Raw genomic sequence first — 20,690 nt, forward strand, 5'->3', positions numbered from 1 at the left:
CTATTAGATATTAAAAAAGGGATACTTATAAAAGATCCCTTTTTTACTTTTAAAATAATTAATTGGAAGTTGGCGGTGTTGTGCTGGTGTTTGTTTGTGCTTCTTTTAGTAGGTTAACAGAGTTTTGTACCAGGTTTTCATTTTCTGTTTTCAAACCATTATTTCCAAATACAGCGGTAAGGACAAGTGTGATTACGAAAAATGTTAATAGTAAAGTTGCTCCAAGTTCTTTCATTATAAAATCCTCCTGAAATAATATTTTTATTGATGAAACTGTTATTGAGAAAGAATATGTAGTCGAGCAACACTCCCTTCAAGTTTTTTAGTATTACATTTGAAAAATATTGTTGGCTGCTCCCATTATGTCTTTAAAGAACAGCATAAATATAACCACCATATTAAGGATTATTGCACCAGATGCTGTCGAGAAGATTACGATATACAGCACCATTTCCCTGCTTTTCAGGTAATTTCGGTACGCATTATAATTACTATTAGCAAACTGATCTCTCTTTTGCTCTAGTAATGCTAATGACCTTTCCTGGGAAGAGTACTCTACTTCCTTCATGATGATAGATAAGGTTTTTGCTTCCTCAGTACCTATCCTTTTTGAGAAGGAGTCCCAAGCTTTGTCAGGACTCTCATTCCATTTATATAAAAGTTCTTCTAAAGCTGGTTTTATTGATTTGAAATAACTTCTATATTCAAACAGCAAGCCATATATATTTCCTACTCGTCTTGTTTGGAATTCTGCTTTTAATTGAGCATACAAAGAATAAACTTCAGCATTCATCTTTCGCTTATGATTTGCAGCAAGATTCTTTAATACATAATCAAAAACTAAATTGAATTTCAAAGGCGAAGTTAGGAGAAAGACTCCTAAGACCATTAACAGATTCACAAGCGAGAATTGACCCGCAGCTAAAAATAAGCTGATAAAATATGACCAAACTGCCACATACAAAGAAATGTGCCGAAAAAAGTTATAGTGAACGCTGCTCACCTTTAACTTGTTGAGGCCAACAAAGGTAATTGATACTTCAGCTCTTTCGTTGTAAAAATACTTAGAGAGAAAACCATTTTTCGCAAGACTTTTTCTTAATGAGTTCCTAAGCGATAATTTACTTCTTGCCTTATCTAAACCAATAGACTTTGCAATCGTTGAGTATATTAGAAAGATAAACATACCAGTTATAAGGTAATGCAAGTATTGAAATGGCATAAAGATTATCCTCCTCTCTTAGGTCGTTGAAAGACTTTGGATGTGGTAAAGCTGATTAAGGTTAATACGACCGAAAAAGTAAATGTTTTTAGCCCGGTTGCTGTTTGAAAAATGTACTCAAACGCATTCCCGCCCATTTGACTCACCATGTAATGCATTCCAACAATAATAAGTGGTAAAACAATGACCGGTAAGTAACCTAATCGAATTAGCTCAATACCTTCAGATTCGACTTCCCCAATTTTCTTATCTATTTCTGTAATATCCTTTGATAAGTCTTCAAGGATCCCAGCGATATTTGTACCATCCTCTAGACCTTTTAAGATGGTTATAGATAAGTTCCTGCCCCACTCTCCTCCAATTTGATAAGAGAAGATTTGCATCGATTCTTTTCGTGTTGATATTCCGCTTTCTAGTCGAACAATGAGCATACCTACAATAAACTTTGTCTGTTTATTTAAGTTAGGGTAAATATCCTTTAAGGCAAATAAGATGTTATGATGCTGTTTGGTATAAGCTTGTAATAGTTGAATAATCGTATCTGATATAACAGCTTGAGTAGAGTGACGAATATTTAACAAGCGTATATACAAAATCGTGATAGGAAACAAAAACACTACTGAAAATGGCAAAATAAAAGAAGATATCATGCTTCTTGTAATTAGCCAATAAATAATACACAATCCAACTAAAATAGTTGCCTGTAAGGTGATTAATGGTTTTAGATGGTTGGTTTTATATGAGTTAATAGTTGCTTTAAGCAATTGATCATACCAACGCATAAAATTGGATCGTAGTATAATTTGTTTATTATTGGTCTCCTTATTAGATCTCAATTTGTATTTAACTGAATTAAAATTAAATCCAAAAGAATACATTAATAGAACAAAACCGGAGAAGCCTATTAAATAGCCAAATATCCTTACAATCGAATCAATGTACTGAATCATTAGGATCTGCTCGCTTTCAATCCGATAGATCTTTTTAGTTCTTCTTTCATTGGATATTTTTCTTCTAGTTCTTTAAGCAATATTTCTAATCGTTCAACGTCACTTTCATGATAAATTTTCGCTATCGATTTAATTCTCTCAGGGATATTAGAATTAAAAGACCAGCTATCTCCTTTACGGTCGTATGCCATAATCCTCACAATCTGCGTTTCCCATGTTTCTTCATTTAGTTCATAAAATTGGACGCCTGAAACTTTCTTATTCTTTTCGTCTAATTGTTCCATCGTAATGGAAAAATGAAGATTCTCTGCAAATCGTAAATATTCATCTGAATAATTTAATCCATTCGATTGGTTGTGCTGAATACTTAATCTTGCTAATATTCCGGGAATGTTTTCTGGAAACTTACTATGGAAGGTTCCCATAAGTTTCTGGATTCCTCGCTCCCCTGCGGAACCATATAACTCCACTTCTACCCTTCTTACCTCTGCTGCTATAACCTGTTCAATATCGTGTCGCAACAGCGCAGGAAAAACAGTATTTTCAAGTTCACCTTCAATATCTCTTTGTGTACCTTGTATGTGTATAATAGGAGACTTAGGAAAAAGAATATTAGGAAAATGTTCAAATCTAGACTCTATATAAGCTGTATGCATATCTTTTGATTCCGAAAGCATTGTTAAAAGGAAAGTAGATTTTCCGGTACCTGGTGGACCCGCTATAATTTGATTTAGATTTAATATTGATAAAATCTTAAAGACTTCGATTGCCTCTGTTGGCAATGTACCAAGTGCTGCTTGCTTCTCAAAACTATAATTTGTAACCGTCTGTCTCCTCAATGTAATGACAGGTTGATACGTTCTCCCAGGAACCATTATAGATACACGGATTCCATCTTCCGTTACCGATTCTAACTCTGTGTTTTGAAACCTATCCAGCTTATTCTCAGGGTTCAACATCTTAATTCTTTCAAAAAGATCATAAATATGAGTCATACTTCTAAATTTAAAGTGCTGTAGCTCCCATTTCCCTTCTTTCATGAACCAAATGTTTTGGCCAACAACCTTTGCTTTTTCTGACTCAGGATCGTTTCGCCACACACTTAGCGGCCCCCACCCGAACACTTCTTGAAAAATCGCTTCTGTTAAGTCTGGATAGTAATTAGGGAAATTTGAATTTAACAAACCATTGTTGGTTAGGTACTCTTCTATATGTTCTTTAATGATCCGGATGGAGTTAGGATTTCCACTTATAGCACCATGGTGAATTTCCACCCCATCTTCTGTCATCTCACTTTTTAACATATCTTCTACAATTCTCTGAATATAACTTTGTATCGACCTACAGAGTGTCGGGAAGTTTGCATTGATAAAAGAATCACTCATGGATTCCTTCTTATTGGTAATTACAAACTCACTTGCATCAAAACTTGCTGCATTGTTAATTTCTGATATCAGACTCTCTGGTGTTACAGGATCCAACTTAAAGCCCACCTTATTCTCGATTAAGTCTTTCTCTAGTAAACTCATTAAAGCTCCTCCCTACCTAGCAAAACTAAAGAAACTCTTCTTTTTCTTTTCAGTTGGTAATGTTGTAATCCCCTTAGCCATACGATTAAAAGACCGGTTATAAGATTTAACATAGTAGTTATATAAAACCCCATCAGAGCCATCCACTGGAATAAGAGGAATCTTTTCGAATAAAGTAACACCCGTTTCCTCTTCGATTTTTTTAGGTTTAATAAGATGGATTGGATCAAAGCGGTTGACTACCATTAATAAATCCTCTTTTTGAATTCCAATTGGTGAGAGGAATTGATCAAACCATCTATTAAAGTTTCTAATTGAGTATTCATCTTGATTAGCAACTAAGATTTTTGTCCCACTTGCCATAATGCCTGCGAGAGCACCAGAAGTATCATATATAGAACCTAAATCAAGAATGACAAAATCATATTCTTCCTTAACAATATTAATTAGTGAATGGATCGGCTCCGGATGATATTTATTTTTCTTCAAGAAATTTCGGTTACCAACCAAATATTGAATTCCATGAATTTCAATCAGTTGCTTTTTCAAACCTTCTGCATCAAACAAGTGATTAGATACTGAGTGATATATAGAATCAAAAGAAAACTCTGAGGGGAAACCGATTATTTCCCCAGGATTATAGAAATTCAATCCTATTACACAGACTTTGTAATTTAGTTCTCTTAGAGCCACCCCTAGACTTAAGGCGGTCTGTGTAACACCACTTTGAGAGTGTGTGCCGGAAATACTAATTACATTTTGATTTTGTTTTACAATATGTTCTAACCATTCCTGCAGGATTAATTGTTTGAATTCATCTCTGGAATTTTCCTTATAAAAAGGAACAATTCTCTGAGCATTACATATTCTTTTTTGTGTTTCATTTAGTGGGCTGTCAACAAGTAATATCGTTTTTATGGATGGCTGCACATCACGAAAATCTATTATGGATGAGAAGTCAACAAATTCCTGATCCACCAAAAGCGCATCGCATTTCAACTTGTCCAATTCGTCAACGCTACTTAATTTAATAACTTCACTTTGAAGCTGCCCTTCAATTATTTGAATATAATCAACGTGATTTGATAGTGTGGCTACTTTCATTTCATATCCTCCGTTCCTAGTAGCTAAAAATCAGCTTGTAACCTGCTTCTACAGACTTTTTAACTTTTATAAATTCTTCGTTTGTCATGTTGATCTCCAATTGTGAAGCCTGGGAGCCTGCATCCAACCGATCTTTTTCTGAATTGATACCTTTTACCTCAGTGTTGGAGCTGTTTTTGATAAAGGCGACCACCTTACCTTCCAAGATGGGTTTCTCCACTGAAAATTGATTACTTTCAGGTCTGCTCTTATCTGTTTGAACTAACCATAAGTCCACCATATCTAAACGCCTTAAACTCCCGGGAATTGTTTCTATCCAGCTATTTGGAATAGCAAAGAATTTTTCTCCATCTTTAGCTCTTAATAATGGACTATCTACCTTTTTTTCTGTAAAAATATCGTTTACTGAAATAAATCCTGTAGCTCTCTGACCTACAATCTTTTTAGGGTCTACTATCACATTCTCATGAAGCAAATCATTTGGGTATTTGCCTAAATAAATATCGTCTTCCCCAATTACTTCATTAGGTTCAAAGTCCTTATTAGCAAATACAACAGTTGAGGTATTTAACATTCCATGCAATTTCGTTTCATAAAGAAAGATATAAGCTATAAAACTTATAATAAAAAATACAGCTAAACCTCTCATAAAAATGGTCTTTTTCAATTTTTGGTCCTCCTACCTTGTTACGGTTATCTTTGGGAACTTCCATTTTGTTTTTGTTTTCTTTTTAAGGAATTCTTGAGGTAATATCATTTCAATTAATTCGTTAGTTAAGCTCTCTAAATCTTCAACAAGACTTTTCGAATTTGTAATGGGAACCCTCTCACTCTCACACTTAAAGATTTCTTCTCTGTTAAGATCAGGTACGATCCAAATATCATCGAATACATCATTGAAAATAGAGTGATTGGCAATTTTATATGTAGCCTTATTCATTACAATCTGAAGGTTTTCAATCCATTCTCCATTTTCTTTCAACAATGAGGGATATGGCCTCTTCTCAATAATCACTTGATTTAGAAATGGATCAGGCTCTGTAATGAAGAAAATATAATCAGCCATTTGACAAAGTTCCAGGTAAATTTCGTTGTTCCAATCAACACCTACATCGACTATCTTAATAGGAGTTCTTTGGCTAAGCAGCACCTTTAGAAACGTCTCAAAATCCAATTTGTCATATGGGTTTTCTTTTAGTGGGTTTAATACATTCATATATACATTTTTATAATTCCAATCAGTTGAATCATCCTTTTGAAAGTGAAAGTCGCAAAAGGGACTAACATAATTTCCCGATAGTCCTTCTCCCCAATATCGATCATAGGTATATCCATATCGATAAGGGTTCTCCAAATAGGACACTGATATATCCTTTTCAGCTAATATGAAAGAGAGATAGTGTGCAAAGAAGGAACTACCTACCCGACTAGCTGCTCCACCGACTAAAATCAATTTGGGTTGAACTGTTACCCCGATTACTTTTGTTTCTGTTTGTTGAAAGTTAATATTGAACTCTCTTTTTATTATTTGCTTATCTCTTTTTTCCTTTTCCTGCTTTTTTTCTTTCGGCTCCGGATGATTCCTTTTATTAGAGGTTTCTATCTTAATAGTTGATGGGCCGCTGTCCATTTTCCTCCAAGGGATTCCAGGGTCAACTTTTCTGAACAGCGATACCTCACCAAAACTCTTTCCAGATTCAAGTGCATCCAATATCAGCTGTACTGATAGATTGTTATCTTGTCTTAAAAAAATGTTATAAATACCCATATTGACGAGTTCTGCCAAGAATGGGTGTCCTACCCTTTCGGAAGAAAGTATGGCCATTCGAATATGTGGAAATTTTTCTCGTAACGTTACCAATAAGTTTGATAAATAATCTAATCTTAAATCATTTAATTTTTTTGCTAAGTCACTTGTTAAGATCAACCCGTATATTTCTTCCTCAGTCTCTTCAAGGTACTTAAGTAGATCCTCTTCAGATACCACAACTTCCGGAATTATATAGCCTTCCTTTTTCTGTATGAACGTCTTAAAAGCATTTGCCATTGCAGGATCAATCATTCCCACGACTATGTGTTTTTTATCTGCATTCACGATTACACCCCTTTCCGAAAAAAAAAACGCACTCTGACCCGTTTAAGGCAAGAGTGCGTTCTTCGCATCTTAATCACATATTAATAGTTGTATTGTTAGAAAAATAATTTGGTGGTTCTCTTGGTAATTCTTTCTAACACATATTCTATTCAATTGCGCTTTCAATTTCAACCCTATTTTTAAATAAAATTTTATTTGTGTCATGTAAGGTTGTTTTTTCACCAGTTGCAAAATCAATCCATAAGCCGCAGCTTGAGTTATGGTTACTCCATGCTTCTATAACATCACTGTTGAAAAATGGCTGGTTTTCTACCTGATGCCAACTAAAGTCATTTGAGCTATATGGTAGGTACAGTTGGTGTCTGATATTTAACTCAGGGACCGGAAACATTGTTTCCGTACTTATAATGACACTCACTGTAATAATTTCTGAAAGCTGAACAATACTTCCCAATAGCTTTCTTATAATCTCCTTAATTTCTACGCTTGTGTCCATCTCTGTTAATTTCTTCGGAATATCAATTACCAGTAGCATTTGCTGAGGTTCTGCCAGGGATGATGTTAAAGCCCAATACGACCACATACCTTTTATGTACTCTATTAATAGATCAACAGGACTTTCAACGTCTTTGGTTTCATAAACATACCCTCTTTTGTAGTTCCAAGTTATTGTCTCCAATTTTTTTAGCTCTTTAAGTAACCACTCTTTTTCTTCAGAATCTTGTAAGCTATTAATAGCCCTTAAATAGCCGACCAGTGGTCCTTCTTGATGTTTACGATAAGATGCAAGAGGAATTAACTCACTTCTAGTAACACCTCTTTTAATACATAACGCTTCAAAATACAGTTGCACAAAGGACATCCTTGTTTCCTCAAACGGACCATTTCTTACATGTCGTTCAGCTGGCTGCGATTCAAATTCAATCATATTGAAATCGTCTGATGTTTCTGACTCACCTGGCCTTACATCCCCTATCCAGAAAAGACTTTTGTGATCAATCTGGTACAAGGTATCACTTATCTTTTCTAACAGCTGCATTTTATTGGATTGATTTTTGTCACCAATTATTGCTGTTTTTGAACTGTATAAATCATACCAATGCCATTCAAAATTTTCATCTACGAACTGAAACGGATTCATTAGTTTTTGCACTGTAGTCCCCTCCTAAGAAAAAAAACGCAATCCTGCCCTTACCGGTAGATTGCGTTCTTCGCTTATAATTAATTATTAGATTTTATATGGTAAATATATCTTAACATCCCACATATTACAATACTTTGAATATATTTTCTGAGTATCTCACCTACTAAGAGATCAATTCTTCACCTATTAGTAGGCTCTATTATAGTTTATCCCCCGAATAAACGGCTGAAAAATCCCTTGTTCTTCTGTTCTTCTGCTTCTTTCTTTCTTTGCTCCATTAACTCTCTTAATAGCTTTAATGACTCTGCATCTCGCCTTTTCAATTCCTCAGTTAATTCTTTATCGCGCTTTTCCTGTTCATCTTGTAGACCTTGTAACTTAGTTTCTACAATACTTTGATTATCAAGTAACTCCTTTCGAACCTCTTCTCTAAGCGTCTCCTTTAAAATTTCACGTTCAGTAGCAAGCTGCTGCTGGAATTCCTCAACCAAATCATTTCGAATCTGTTTAGTTGTTTCACCTATCATGTAGCTGAACAGTGTCCTCACACGTTGGTTATCCAGCAATCTTTGTACATCATCAGCATTTAATAGATCACCAGTTTTATTACTTGGCTTCGGAACTGGAGCATCTTCTTCATCTCTTAAATTGAAACGTTCTCTCATGTCTTTCAACATTGCCGCAATATCTTTCATAGTTGTTCTTCTGCCATGTTCATCTTTCAAGTCTTGGATAAATTTAAATATTTGCAGGTCGTCATCATAGTAAATTCTTTCATTTCGATTATTCCGTTTCACATAATGCACTTCAAATTGTTCTAATTGATCAGTCCAATTCCTTAAAGTTGATGCTGGAACTCCAAGCCGATCCGCAGCATCACCAAGGGTTATAAATTCAACTTCCATTTGCATCTTCCCTTTCGAATCCACCTATTAATAGTTCAATTATCGCATATTTATAACCTATTAAACAAGCCGCTCTACTTGAGAACTCACATCTCAATTCACCTTTTCCAGCTCTTTGCAGCCAGAATGTTCCGCTCCCCAATAATCACAACCTTCCAATTCTCTCGCCCTACATCATAACTCATAGCTCGATATTATATTCAACCTATTAATAACCCTGCTGATATTTTGCCCTTCATGAGAATTCATATATCGATTTATCAAGTAACATACTAAGAGGTCGCATATATAAGTTGCTATTCATGATAGTTCGTATTTGGATATATTATTTAACATCTCAATAGGGTATATAGGGACTTGCTCTTCATTGTAATTCACAGCTTGAACATCCATATAACATATTAATAGGCTAATATGTTATCTTGTCCTACATGAGATTTCGTATTTAGATAACGATTTGCAGGAAATTACTCTCGCATTAACTTTAATTATTGTTGGGTATAAATTTTTATATAAACATTTATAATTATTTATATAAATTAGTCATAAATATTTATATAATTAATAATAAAATGATTTTTAGAGGGGAGAAGGGGAGATTTAATAGTTTCGCAGGGGTAACGAGACTTTTAGAATTGAATTCAATAATTAGCATTTCTAAGTGGGGTACATCAAAATAGGTTAGTAATCTATACAGGAAGGATAATTTCAAGAGCATTATCGGGGGGGGGCTTAAATGGCAGCGCTAGCTGCAGAAGATACACTGTAAAAGCAGTTATGATTGAAAATCCAAATAATGAATCAAAACGAAAACATATATATGTTTGTCCGACTTGCAAAACAGAGAATGGGTTGCGAGATGCAAAAGTTATTAATCCACAGAGCTTCAGGATAATACAGAAGACGGAAGCGTGTATATTGCCACTTATGATGGTTCAGGCTGTTATTTAGATTCGGATGATATGTTATTATTGGCCTGTGAAATTATGAAAACCCTTGGAGATTGAAAGATTTGACGAATTAATAAATACGCAAAATAGACATACTCGTTTAAGCCGAAATTACTCCCAACGTAAACAGATTGAAGGGAAATACCTTATCCCTTTAGAATATTTGATGATTGATAAAAAACAGTTTAACCCTTCCCGAAAATGGAGTTTCAAGTGTGGAAATTGCTCCACCAAAGTCTCCAGCCAAGACGGTGGAAATTACTTTACAATTAACCCTAGCCTTAATTGGAATTTGGAATTTACCACAGAAACTGGTTTGGAACGTGCATGTTCGGAAGGATGCATAAAGGTAATAGCTAAAGACTTTGTGAGAGAATGGGTAAAGATTAATCCGAGCCGGAAACTTTTTGTTACGGAAGATTTGGAAGAAAGGCTAACGGAATTAATTAAAAAATGCATAGGGTTGGAGAAAAAGAAGAGGAGCCAGCTTAGTAGCTGATTCTCTATAAACGTGGGGGAATTGACATGAAAAAAATTGATGCAGCAATGGAAATTATGAAAATGCACCGGTCTGTTTTTCAGGCAATTGAAGAAATTACCGTAATGAGCGGAATGGAGATTCACAATATTTTTGATATGTTTGACGATACCGAGAAAATTCTTTCTTTCTTGGCTGGAGAGCCTATCCCGAATTTTTATGATAATACCAGTGAATTTCTAAGGGGAGAGGAACCGGAGGAAGGACTTAGGGAACGGTTGCTGTTCTTCAGTCAAATGGAAAACAAAGTGTTTAACGTGGAATGGGTAATGGTGCTGACCATATTGGCTGAGATTGAAAAGAAGCGTTGGGAAGTTTATGAGAAATATGAGCAAACAGGAGTTATATTTGATTTCTTTGACCGAATTGAACCTACGGGAGTAATCGATTCACTTGTTAAGAAGCTGGTTGGCGATACTGGAGAATGGCTACATCCGTATTCAGATGGAGAAATGTCTATTCAGGAAGTCATGGAATATCTTGATGAATTATTCGAAATGACTCCAGACGAATCGAATTTGTTCGTTAATCAAATGAAATCAAAGGGGAATGTGATTAACTAATGTAAAGAGTCTCCAGAGAAGAACTCCAACAGGCTCCTGATAAGTTTTTAAAAGAATTTTCAAGCGCCAGGAAGAACGCAAGAAGAAAGGTTACCGGCCTGAATTGATTCTGATCCAGGGTGGGAAAAAGTGATTTGCCATTATTGCGGCAGACATTTTCCAGAAGAGGAATTACTTATTTTCATGGATTGTGCAGTGTGATTGCTAATATGAACTGCAACAAATATGGAAATCCTAAGAGGGGCTAAGAAGGGCTATAAAAAAGCTCAATTAAAAGTGAGTATGTTAAATACAATAATTCATGATTAATTAAAAGTGCTACAACCCCTTTGGAGGCTTGTAGCACTTTTTCATCCAAATATATTTAAGTCATCAATATCTAAATCATCGTCATTTTCCCCAGTTATTTCTTCAATAATCTTTTTTTCCTTTGATTTTTCTTGATTGATGTTGACAGGGGAAAGGGAAGGCTCTTCAATTTTAGGTTTCTCTTGTTCTTTATCAACAGGTAAAACAGAGGAACCACTACTCCCTATATTATCGTTACGAGAAGAAACAGCTGGGTTTGAATCATTATTGTTTAAAGAATTTTGTTCCATTACTTCATTCTGCATAACTGGATGACTACTTTCTTTAGCAACCTTATGGCTTGGTTTATAATATGAAAAACGCTGCTTCATTTCATATGTAAGGTCTCGGATGCCATTTTCGGCTATATCTTTTTCGATTAGATATCTAATCGAATCAGCTATGGTACCTTGAGCATTAAACCAATCAACAATATGATCCGGCTCGTTTTCTTTCAATTTTAACGGTATCTGACTACCAGGTTTCTTTATGGACTTTTTTTGTCTACCCATTTTCACCCTCCTTCCATGAAGGAAGGTATAACCTCAGAGGCTATACCTTGAATCTTATAAGGTTAGGCTTTCACTTTTTTCTTGCTTTGGTTTTTCATTCGATTTAATAATACCAACAGACCCTCAACATTCATTAGGGGAGCATATTCTTCAGGAACCCAAAGAATTTCTTTGCCTAATTTTCCTCCAAGGTCTTCTAATAATGGATAAAGAGAATCCTTAAGTGCAATGCTGCCTCCTCCATAGACCACAATTAAATCGACTTCATTATCAAAAGCAGAAAGGACTCTTTGATAGTGTTTAAAAATGAATTTAGATTGTACTAGTGCAGTTTTTTGGAAAAACCTTACTGCATCTTGATGGTATTGATGATTTTCATCTTTTAAATACTCACTAAATTTTTGTCTTGTTAATTTTTTTAATGTTGAATGTTTTTCTTTAAAGTTTTGTATAGCTGCTTCTATTGCATGTCCTACACCGTGATTACACCCTGTTACAAAATGGGTATCAAGATTAAATCCGTCGGTAACTGGCATATCAGAAGTTCCATCTCCAATATCAATATGAGAAATCCGCTTGCCTTTTAGATACTCTCCAGTAATTTCTTTCCCATAATCTTCACTAAAATGTTTGAATATTTCATCGTTTCGATTGTTAAGATTTTGATCAAACAAGAGCGCGAATAGGGCAGGAACACCTTCAGCTGCAACCTTAACCTGTCCAAATCTTATTTTAACAAGCACATCTACATTGTTAATATGGACAGTTACATTATGAATTAAAGATTCATTGTCTCCAGTAAATCGCTTGGCAAAAACGTCAGCATTCTTTGGATTCCATTGTTCAACAGGTAATGCTGTCAGCATATCAACTGTCACATCTAGTTCTGAAGGGATCTTCTTATTCTCTTTAAAGTAATTTTGAACTGCTTTTGCTGCCAATGTTCCTAGAGTATTAATGATTGGCAAATCACTATCATACTTAGTATCTAGCTCAACATCCATCGAAACTGGTTGGTATTTGCTTTTAATTGCTTTTAGGCCTATATAATAATCCCCATTAAATTGAATGCTGCGCGAAGAAATTGTGACATCAATTTGATTCATTAAGTTTTCGATTTGTGATTCTGGGGATACGTTATCTACAAAGCCTTTTGAGGTCGGCTCCGCATATACATTTGGTTGTCTAACTAAATCTCCGTTTATGTATAAAGCTTGCTCTGAGTTGCCATTATCATTTGTACAATCTAAATGAATTTCTGGTGTTTTTGCCATACCGTTTTTTTCCTCCTCAGGAAGATTAATTTATTTATATAAAAAATTATACCAATATTTATTTTTTTGTCAACGCTACTCCAAAATTTATATAAATACTTATATAAAAATAGGTTCCGCTTTTATATTTATATTTATACTAATATTTATATAAAAGTTTTCATTTTGTATTCTCTGCTAAGACAGTTTAGGATACATCCAACATGAAATTCTAGAGCTTTAAGAAAGACTCCCCCACCATATTTTTTACCGATTATTGCGTTTAAGTCATGGTCATTTATCCAGATTTCCTCCTTTGGGGTGTTCAAAAAGAGGGAGGGGGAGCTGGGATTAATAGTTCGAAAATCTTTCAATCTACCAACTGTATTACTAGTAAATTTAAACTGTTTTGAAACAGTGCGAAAATTGTCGAATTTGTAATCCATTTCTATAATCCTTTTCTCTAATGTCAAGGGATGAATGAAAAGGATTATAGAAATGGAACAACATAAACCCTTATATATCAACGTTTACAGACTAAAAAACGTGGCTAAAGGTGCACAGTTCCAAGGCGTGACTTTATTGTGGCTTATTGCACCTTGAAATTGACCATTCATACTATACTATTTTTTTAAATTTTCCTTTAGGTTTTTCACTCACTAATCTACAATAAATTAAAACTGTTTTATGGAGGTTAATGGGAACAATGCCAATTTTTTGTGGATATAAACTTTTCCCTAAACAACTAAAGATATTAGATTTTTTATTTAGACGAAGAGCTGCAACAACTGAACAAATTACAAGGGGGTTAGGTTACCGCCTAAACTATAATTCTAAGAAAGGGATATACACTAACATTTTGGAACTTAAGAATTCTGAACTTATTGATTCGGACAGTATAAGGGGAACTAATAAACACCTTCATTACTTGACAGAAAAAGGTCATGAACTAATGGATTTGTATAACGGCATAGCGCCAGGGCATAAAGGAGAAGGGTATGATAATGATCTTGGTGATTTCCCCTATGACTTATACAAATATCCATTAAAACAAACAGAGCACTTCAAATTAATTTGCGATGTATACCTTGAAGTAAAAGAGGCAAACGAAAGGATACTGGATAAAAAGAAACAGACGAACATACATTCGGAAGATGAAGCAGAAATAAAACCCTCGACTGACGAACATACGTTCCTTGTGAAATTCAGAGATAATCTATATGCGTCTCAAAATTTCTATCTTCGGACAGACAAAACTAAAACTAAGTACTCTTATAAGCCTGATTCAGAAATAAAGATTGGTGAATACACCTATCCAGTAGAAATAGACCGAGCTACAGAAAGAGGGCAAAGGTTCAACCTGAAATTTGAAGGTTATAGGAGATACTTTGATTATTTATCTGAAAAAGAACTGCCGCTCCCCAAAGGAATCATTTTTATTGCAGAAGAAAAATTGAATAATCGTATGATTACTAAAAGATGGTCGAGTATTGCAAATCGTTTTCTTGCTGAAATTGGAGAATACTCTGAGCAAGTGAACCTATACTTCACTTCAATAAATAAGCTTCAAGAATTGTTAATTAGAGAATTTACGTTCAAACATGAAGAACGCTTGTTAAATGAACAAGTTTCAAAGATGTACGAAAATGGAGATTACTTATTAGGGGAGAAAGTACAAAGATTCCAAGGTGCCCCTCAATATCCTATCTCAGTTGGTGAAAGAGACGATAAGGAGAACTTTAATTATTTTGTTAGAGTAGAAGGATTTCAAACCCAGGGGCTGATTACAGCAATCCGCTTCAAAGAATTTTACAATAAATTAAATGCCTCAAAAGAAACAGATAAGAGTGATCTGGCTACTCCGGTTTTTTATTATTTATTTGAACCACCGCAATTAAGCGGGCTTACGATCATGAAAAATCAGCAGCAGTTTTTTAGCAGGGCAATTTACTTCAACCTTGCCACAGGTGAGTATGAAAAGGTAAATTTAGCTAATACTTGTTGACACGTATTTCAGTGATTCAATATAATTTGATTAAATTAATATATTTCATAGAGCGGAAGAACCGTCCTCATACCTTGGGGGCGGTCTTTTTGTTTTAAAGGGGAAGGAGTTAGATTAGAGTGACAAATATTGAAAAGTTTAAGGCGTGGGTGAGAGACTATGAAAGTGTTGAACATTGGATAAGGATGATTTTCCACACAAGAGCTGTACAGGTTTTAACATTGCTTAACATGTCTTTAGGGATTATCGGATTTTTAACCTGGTTCAAATTATGTTTTGGGATATCATTTTTTATTCCTCACTTTGTTAATGTAAATTGGCCATCATACTTACTGATTGTCTATCTACCGTTGCTGACGTGGTTTTACTCAACAATCACTCAGCCAATAAAAGATGGTTTTAAAATTAAAGTTGATTGGACAAAGGAGGAGAAGGGTAGGCTGCATGCCTTTATCAGGAATATTATCCCCTTTATCTTTCTCTTATGGGCCTCTGCAGCAAAATACATTCATGAAAATTATGAACCATTAATTGGTCCTATTCGAGTAGATCCCAACCAATATAATCAATTGTTGGTCACAAACATGGATTCCTTAATTAAGCTTTTGTACTTTTTGCCTGTATTTTTCACCCTTATCCTTTTGGTTGTCTACTATCGTCATTATGCGATTAATAAGGATATTCTCAGAGACCAATTCTTTAAGTGGCAATTCCCCCCTCTTGCTCGGTTTTCGCACAATCTGGTATATGACCAATTTGATGTCATTGTGGGCTGGGATAAGAAAACCAAAAAACCGCTAATTTTAAAGCAGAAACAACGGTTTCTACATGAACTAGTGAATGGAGCAACAGGTAGTGGTAAAACAAGTACTGCTATTTTAGTCAGAATTGCACAGGATTTAATAAAGATTTCAAAGGGAATACCTGGAGGAATTGTTGTTCTTGAGCCGAAAGGTGACTTAGTAGATGATGTAGTAAAACTTGCAAAAGAGTTAGGTGTTCCAGATGAAAAAATCATGGTAATCGATCCGACAAAAGACCAATCTACAAAATTCAACCCGTTTTATGGGCCGATAGGTGCTGCTGCCGAATCCTTCCGGGGGACGATAACGGCGCTGACGGAAAATCAAGATACCTTTTTCAAAGGACAGCAGGAGGAAACAGCCGCATTCTACACGATGCTGGCAAAAATACTGTTTGGAAATTTGACGAATATAACACACATACAACAAATGTTTCTAGATGCCCGCTACTTAGCTACTTTAACGGAAAGAGCTAGAGCCATAATTGAGGAACATCATAAAAATGAGTCCATGCCAGAGAAGGTATTAAATCAATGGGATGGGATTGTACGATATTTTGAGGATGATGTATTGGATTATAAGACTTTCAGAGATAAAGACGAGATAAAACCTGTTTTATATCCTGAAGGGCACCGCTATGCAGGGAAACAAATGGTTGAGAGTAAAAAAGATAAATTCGTAACTGGTGCTAAAAAGTATTTGAACGACATCTCCATGAACGCTATGTTGAGTCAGCTTATGATTTCACAAGACGGAGAAAATGTTTTAAATTTAGATGACTTCTTAGAGAATGGCGGAGTCCTTCTAATCAACACCGCTCTTGGTGAGCTTGAGGAGTTATCCCTCTTATTTGGCCAATTCTTTATCCGTCAGTTTCAAAGTGCAGTATTCCGACGTCCCAAGGATGGCGCGGAAATCGGAAGTGATGAAAACAAAAGAATATACAAACGGATTCCTATTTTCTTTAATGTCGATGAATTTCCGCTTTATATCAATCAGGCTTTTGAACGCATGCTCACCTTAGGACGCTCTTACAACGTTGGCTCATTAATTGCTATCCAGTCTTTGGGTCAACTTGAGACAGTAATTAAGGGATATAGACAAACGATTATGACAAACGCTTCTTCCAAGACAGTGTTTGGACGTGGAGTGGTTGATGACAACAAAATATTCTCAGAGACATTCTTAGAAGATAAGTTTGTAGAAGAATCCCTAAACGAATCAACCACACCGGTTACAATTGAAAAGCAGCAATGGGGATACCGTCACAATACACAGAAAATATTAGCACCGGCTTTTACCCCATCTGATATTGCTCGACTTCCGTTTAAACATATGATTGTACAACTTGTTAATGAGGATGAATCGTTAGAGGATGCAAGAATCGCGACGGGTACATTTGTATCCGAGTCCAAGTTTCTTAAGCGTTACTTTAAAAAGCAGTTGGATATAAAGTCCGAGCAGTCAGAAGAGACTGACGACACTGAGTACAACCTAGTAGATTCAGCATTGGGTCATCTTAGCGGATTAAGCGATGAATTCCCATCTATGGAAAACGCAGAAGGCGGAGGAAGTAAAGATACTAAAGTGGAGTCACCGAATGAACCACTAGCATCTACTGCAACTCAACCAAAAGATATAGATGAACCTGAAACAACAGTGGACAACCAAACGGATGATCCTAATGATAAATGGCGCTTTAATGATATAATGGATGACATTGACAGCACCTATGTGTTTGAGGATAAAGAAGTTTCCCAAGGTACTCTTCTTTTCAAAGAAGTTGAGACAGGGGTAATCGCTAAACCACCTAAACAAAAAAAGCTTAGTGAAGCTAACGTCGAAAATCATGAAGAAATGAGTACTCAACAATTAACTTTGCAAGATATGATTACCTCACCACCGAATACAGAAGAGACGAGTGGAAGTGAAAGTCATATTCATAGCATTCCAGATAAAGAAACTAATGAATCTGTTGATAGCCTCCTAAAAGCTGTAGAAGAGGCCGCTGCTTCTCGGAATTTCAATAAAGACAATCAAAAGGTACCAAATTCTAGCGGTATTACCGAAAATCTTGAAATAGTGGAAGATGATTTGTAAAAAACTATTGCATTCCTTCCAGTAATTCCTTATATTAATAAATAAGCATTACAATTAAATTAAACCCAAAACAACGGAAGAACCGTTTCAGCCATTAAAGGCTTGAAGCGGTTCTTTTTTTGTTTTCAGGAACTTTTAAAAGGAGAGTGTGGTATATGTATTTATCGAATGAAATTGAAGCTGAAAGAGCAGCAGCTTGGGCAGACATAAAAGAATCCCAGCGTGCAGGAAATGTATTAACAGCGAAAGCCATTGGTATCGAATATTTTGAACTAGGAGAACTAAAGCAAGAGTGCTTGAAACTGAATTACAATGGCATTTATGGGTATCTGCCTACTAGCTTTATTGATACCTATGAGTTTAGAGGAATTCAGAACTTTGTCGGAAAGACTTTTGAATTTGTTGTCTCTTATGTAAGCTTTGATGATCAGATTTTTGCTGCAAACCGTATTCTAGCACTTGAAAAATCAGCAAGACGTTTTTGGAAAAATGGAAAGCCGGGGGATATCTATCCTGCATTTGTTCGCGGTGTTGACCGTTATCATGTATACCTACTCGTTAGCGGTGTCCCTACAAGAATGCATCGCGATGAGTTTTCGTACGTGTTTTCCGATGACCTAAGAGAAGAGATCTTCATTGGAGAAACCATCGATGTGAAGGTTCTAGAAATTAACAAACCCAATCCGGATTTAGAAATCGAAGGTGACGAACCAACAGCAGAAGAGAAAAGAGCCATTGAAGGAAACATTTCTGTCAGCAAGAAAGCACTGGAAGTTGACCCAATGTCTTTCATTAATGAATACAAAGAAAAGTCCACTTATTTAGGCACCATCACAAAGATTCACGTAGATCACGGAATTTTTATCAGCTTGGAGCCTAGAGGAATTACAGTTCGCAGCGGCTTTCCACCTGGATCAAACGGAGCTCGCCTTCAAGTTGGAGATGAAGTAAACTTCAAAATTCAGGATATCAATGTTAAGGAACGCAGAATCAAAGGGCTTATTATCACACCGAACCAAAACTATAAAAACAAATCAAACCGGAGCTATCAATATGGCAGATAACCTTACCGCACAATTAGATATTAATGATCCGCTCATGAAAGGCAGGCTAACTTCTTCCCCAAAGAAGTTAGCTGAATTGCCTTTAGCTACAAACAATCCATACGATCCTGAAACAAGCCCAAGTGATATTCTTAAATATCTTCCTCCTGATGGATCGATGTTTGGATTATATGCCGATCCTTATGCAACAATGGTGTTTTACCAACCGAGGGAAGGGAACCATAGCGGAAAGTATTGGCTTAATGAGCGAATGGAGAAGCATTCATTTACTGACAAAGAGCTAAATTTAATTGACTTCTTGTCCACAAATAGAATCGCTACCCGGAATCAGATTCAACGAGTGGTCTTTGAGCATGAAGACAGTGACCTAAAGATTAGGGATTTTATCAAGAAGTGCAGAAAAAGGGGAATCATTACTGCCTTTTCATGGGTTACTCCATGCAATAACGGTAAAAAGAAGCCTTTAATTTATGGACTCACTAGAATTGGAGCCGCTGCCGCTCAAGTCCTGTTCCAAAGAGAAGTACCAAAAGAATTCATTTTCCAACCAGTCGTCTTCAATCACTCAAGAGGTCCTAAAATGTCGGGATTCTTTCATGATTTGGTCAGTAATGAATTATTCTCTGAATTTAAGAGACTCGATCGTGTCATTTCTTGGGAGCGCAAGCCATCTATCCGCTTAAAGGATGGAACTACCCATAAACCAGGTATAGCAACTGAACTAATCAAAGATAAGGGTCAATTCCTTACGTTCTGGGTTGAAATATTCCGAATTACACCTGATTGGATTGAACATGTGACCAGCCGCTTTCAAAAGACTCAGCTTGCATTTGAGAAACTACCCTTACAAGAACAGCCGAAGAGGGTTATTGTCATATTAGACAGTGATTCAAGGATTCCCTACATTGCCCGGCTCGCAGAAGAACATATGCCTTCCGTTGAAGTGCGATATACAACTGATGAAAGACTACTAATGGGAATTGGAGTAGATAGTTTCCTTTTATACGACCACCAAACAAATCAAATGAAACGGTCACCCATTAACTTTTTATCAGATGATTATGCAGGTATGTCTGCTACAGAGTTCTTCGCATCACAGACTTTTGAAATAGAGGATGAGGATGAATTTGAGGAATAAAACCGTGATAAATAACGAGATTATGGAGTTGGGGAAGGAATTTTGGGGATTATTGTCCTTTGAAACCAACCTAACGGGCCTTTATGAATATTTAGAATTAAACAAGTTCGGTGTTGCCCTGACCACATTAGCTAATTGGATTGTGTTTCCTGAGTTAATGCCACCTGATATTAGAAATTCGATTCGCTTAAAAATCATTGCAAGATACCAAACAGAAGAGTATAAAACCATTCCTTACGTTCTTATGACGAAAGAGCAAACTGAGGTTTACGAACATACCTTAGAGCTCCTAAACTTTAAATATAACAACGTCACGGCCTCTCCAGGCGCCTATAAAAGGATATATTCCATGCGAAAGGAATCATTTGAAGCGGTCCTTCATCAATTTATAAAATACAGATACTTAGATAAGGAAAGTATGTTTAAGTATTATGACTATTATTTAGAAACACAGGAGGGGAAATAGA

The 20,690-nt window shown here is 35.7% G+C and carries 18 protein-coding genes; 7 read left to right on the forward strand and 11 right to left on the reverse strand.

Features of this window, described 5'->3' with window-relative positions; translation table 11 throughout:
• Nucleotides 1-58: 58 nt before the first annotated feature.
• The 9 genes from JI665_RS18805 to JI665_RS18845 form a co-directional block, all read right to left on the reverse strand.
• Nucleotides 59-235, reverse strand: a complete 177-nt coding sequence (locus JI665_RS18805) for a hypothetical protein (protein WP_160169273.1) — start codon at nucleotides 233-235, stop codon at nucleotides 59-61.
• A gap of 93 nt (nucleotides 236-328) precedes the next feature.
• A complete protein-coding gene (locus JI665_RS18810; protein ID WP_206842745.1) occupies nucleotides 329-1,222 on the reverse strand; it encodes a hypothetical protein in 894 nt (297 codons plus the stop codon).
• Nucleotides 1,223-1,227: 5 nt separating this feature from the next.
• Nucleotides 1,228-2,172 (reverse strand): hypothetical protein, encoded by a 945-nt coding sequence (locus JI665_RS18815; RefSeq protein ID WP_206842746.1) that lies wholly within the window; start codon nucleotides 2,170-2,172, stop codon nucleotides 1,228-1,230.
• Complete coding sequence (locus JI665_RS18820; protein WP_035332132.1) at nucleotides 2,172-3,701, reverse strand: ATPase, T2SS/T4P/T4SS family; 1,530 nt, start codon at nucleotides 3,699-3,701, stop codon at nucleotides 2,172-2,174. Before JI665_RS18820 ends, JI665_RS18815 begins: the two co-directional genes overlap by 1 nt.
• A 12-nt stretch (nucleotides 3,702-3,713) precedes the next feature.
• Nucleotides 3,714-4,805 (reverse strand): hypothetical protein, encoded by a 1,092-nt coding sequence (locus JI665_RS18825; protein WP_206842748.1) that lies wholly within the window; start codon nucleotides 4,803-4,805, stop codon nucleotides 3,714-3,716.
• A 16-nt stretch (nucleotides 4,806-4,821) separates the two neighbouring features.
• Nucleotides 4,822-5,472, reverse strand: a complete 651-nt coding sequence (locus JI665_RS18830) for an SAF domain-containing protein (protein WP_035332130.1) — start codon at nucleotides 5,470-5,472, stop codon at nucleotides 4,822-4,824.
• A 12-nt stretch (nucleotides 5,473-5,484) separates the two neighbouring features.
• Complete coding sequence (locus JI665_RS18835; protein WP_035332129.1) at nucleotides 5,485-6,900, reverse strand: hypothetical protein; 1,416 nt, start codon at nucleotides 6,898-6,900, stop codon at nucleotides 5,485-5,487.
• 145 nt (nucleotides 6,901-7,045) lie between these two features.
• Entirely contained in the window at nucleotides 7,046-8,053 is a 1,008-nt protein-coding gene (locus tag JI665_RS18840; protein ID WP_206842751.1) for a hypothetical protein, read from the reverse strand.
• A 197-nt stretch (nucleotides 8,054-8,250) separates the two neighbouring features.
• Nucleotides 8,251-8,949 carry a MerR family transcriptional regulator gene (locus JI665_RS18845; protein ID WP_160169272.1) on the reverse strand — a complete coding sequence of 233 codons (699 nt, stop codon included), beginning with the start codon at nucleotides 8,947-8,949 and terminating at the stop codon, nucleotides 8,251-8,253.
• Between the two features lie 996 nt (nucleotides 8,950-9,945).
• On the opposite strand from JI665_RS18845, the gene JI665_RS18850 reads away from it, so the two are divergent.
• Nucleotides 9,946-10,398, forward strand: coding sequence for a hypothetical protein (locus JI665_RS18850; protein ID WP_152539709.1), 453 nt, complete (start codon nucleotides 9,946-9,948; stop codon nucleotides 10,396-10,398).
• Between the two features lie 26 nt (nucleotides 10,399-10,424).
• Complete coding sequence (locus JI665_RS18855; RefSeq protein WP_035332124.1) at nucleotides 10,425-11,000, forward strand: hypothetical protein; 576 nt, start codon at nucleotides 10,425-10,427, stop codon at nucleotides 10,998-11,000.
• Nucleotides 11,001-11,350: 350 nt separating this feature from the next.
• Here the strand turns inward: JI665_RS18855 and JI665_RS18860 are convergent, their stop codons facing one another.
• The gene (locus JI665_RS18860) at nucleotides 11,351-11,860 is read right to left on the reverse strand and encodes a hypothetical protein (RefSeq protein WP_035332123.1); all 510 of its coding nucleotides are present in this window, start codon (nucleotides 11,858-11,860) and stop codon (nucleotides 11,351-11,353) included.
• Nucleotides 11,861-11,922: 62 nt separating this feature from the next.
• Complete coding sequence (locus JI665_RS18865; RefSeq protein WP_035332122.1) at nucleotides 11,923-13,134, reverse strand: ParM/StbA family protein; 1,212 nt, start codon at nucleotides 13,132-13,134, stop codon at nucleotides 11,923-11,925.
• A 676-nt stretch (nucleotides 13,135-13,810) separates the two neighbouring features.
• Here JI665_RS18865 and JI665_RS18870 point away from each other — a divergent pair.
• The 5 genes from JI665_RS18870 to JI665_RS18890 all read left to right on the forward strand — a co-directional run bounded on the left by JI665_RS18870 (nucleotide 13,811) and on the right by JI665_RS18890 (nucleotide 20,689).
• Entirely contained in the window at nucleotides 13,811-15,118 is a 1,308-nt protein-coding gene (locus tag JI665_RS18870; protein ID WP_035332120.1) for a hypothetical protein, read from the forward strand.
• Between the two features lie 119 nt (nucleotides 15,119-15,237).
• Entirely contained in the window at nucleotides 15,238-18,021 is a 2,784-nt protein-coding gene (locus JI665_RS18875; protein ID WP_206842761.1) for a type IV secretory system conjugative DNA transfer family protein, read from the forward strand.
• Between the two features lie 155 nt (nucleotides 18,022-18,176).
• Nucleotides 18,177-19,085 carry a hypothetical protein gene (locus JI665_RS18880; protein ID WP_206842763.1) on the forward strand — a complete coding sequence of 303 codons (909 nt, stop codon included), beginning with the start codon at nucleotides 18,177-18,179 and terminating at the stop codon, nucleotides 19,083-19,085.
• Entirely contained in the window at nucleotides 19,075-20,223 is a 1,149-nt protein-coding gene (locus JI665_RS18885; RefSeq protein WP_206842773.1) for a replication-relaxation family protein, read from the forward strand. Before JI665_RS18880 ends, JI665_RS18885 begins: the two co-directional genes overlap by 11 nt.
• Complete coding sequence (locus tag JI665_RS18890; protein ID WP_035332113.1) at nucleotides 20,207-20,689, forward strand: hypothetical protein; 483 nt, start codon at nucleotides 20,207-20,209, stop codon at nucleotides 20,687-20,689. The genes JI665_RS18885 and JI665_RS18890 overlap by 17 nt, the downstream gene beginning before the upstream one ends.
• The last annotated feature ends 1 nt before the right edge of the window (nucleotide 20,690 follow it).

Origin of the sequence: Bacillus sp. NTK034 (genome assembly GCF_017303275.1) — a bacterium.
In the GTDB taxonomy this organism is placed as follows: Bacteria; Bacillota; Bacilli; order Bacillales; family Cytobacillaceae; genus Cytobacillus.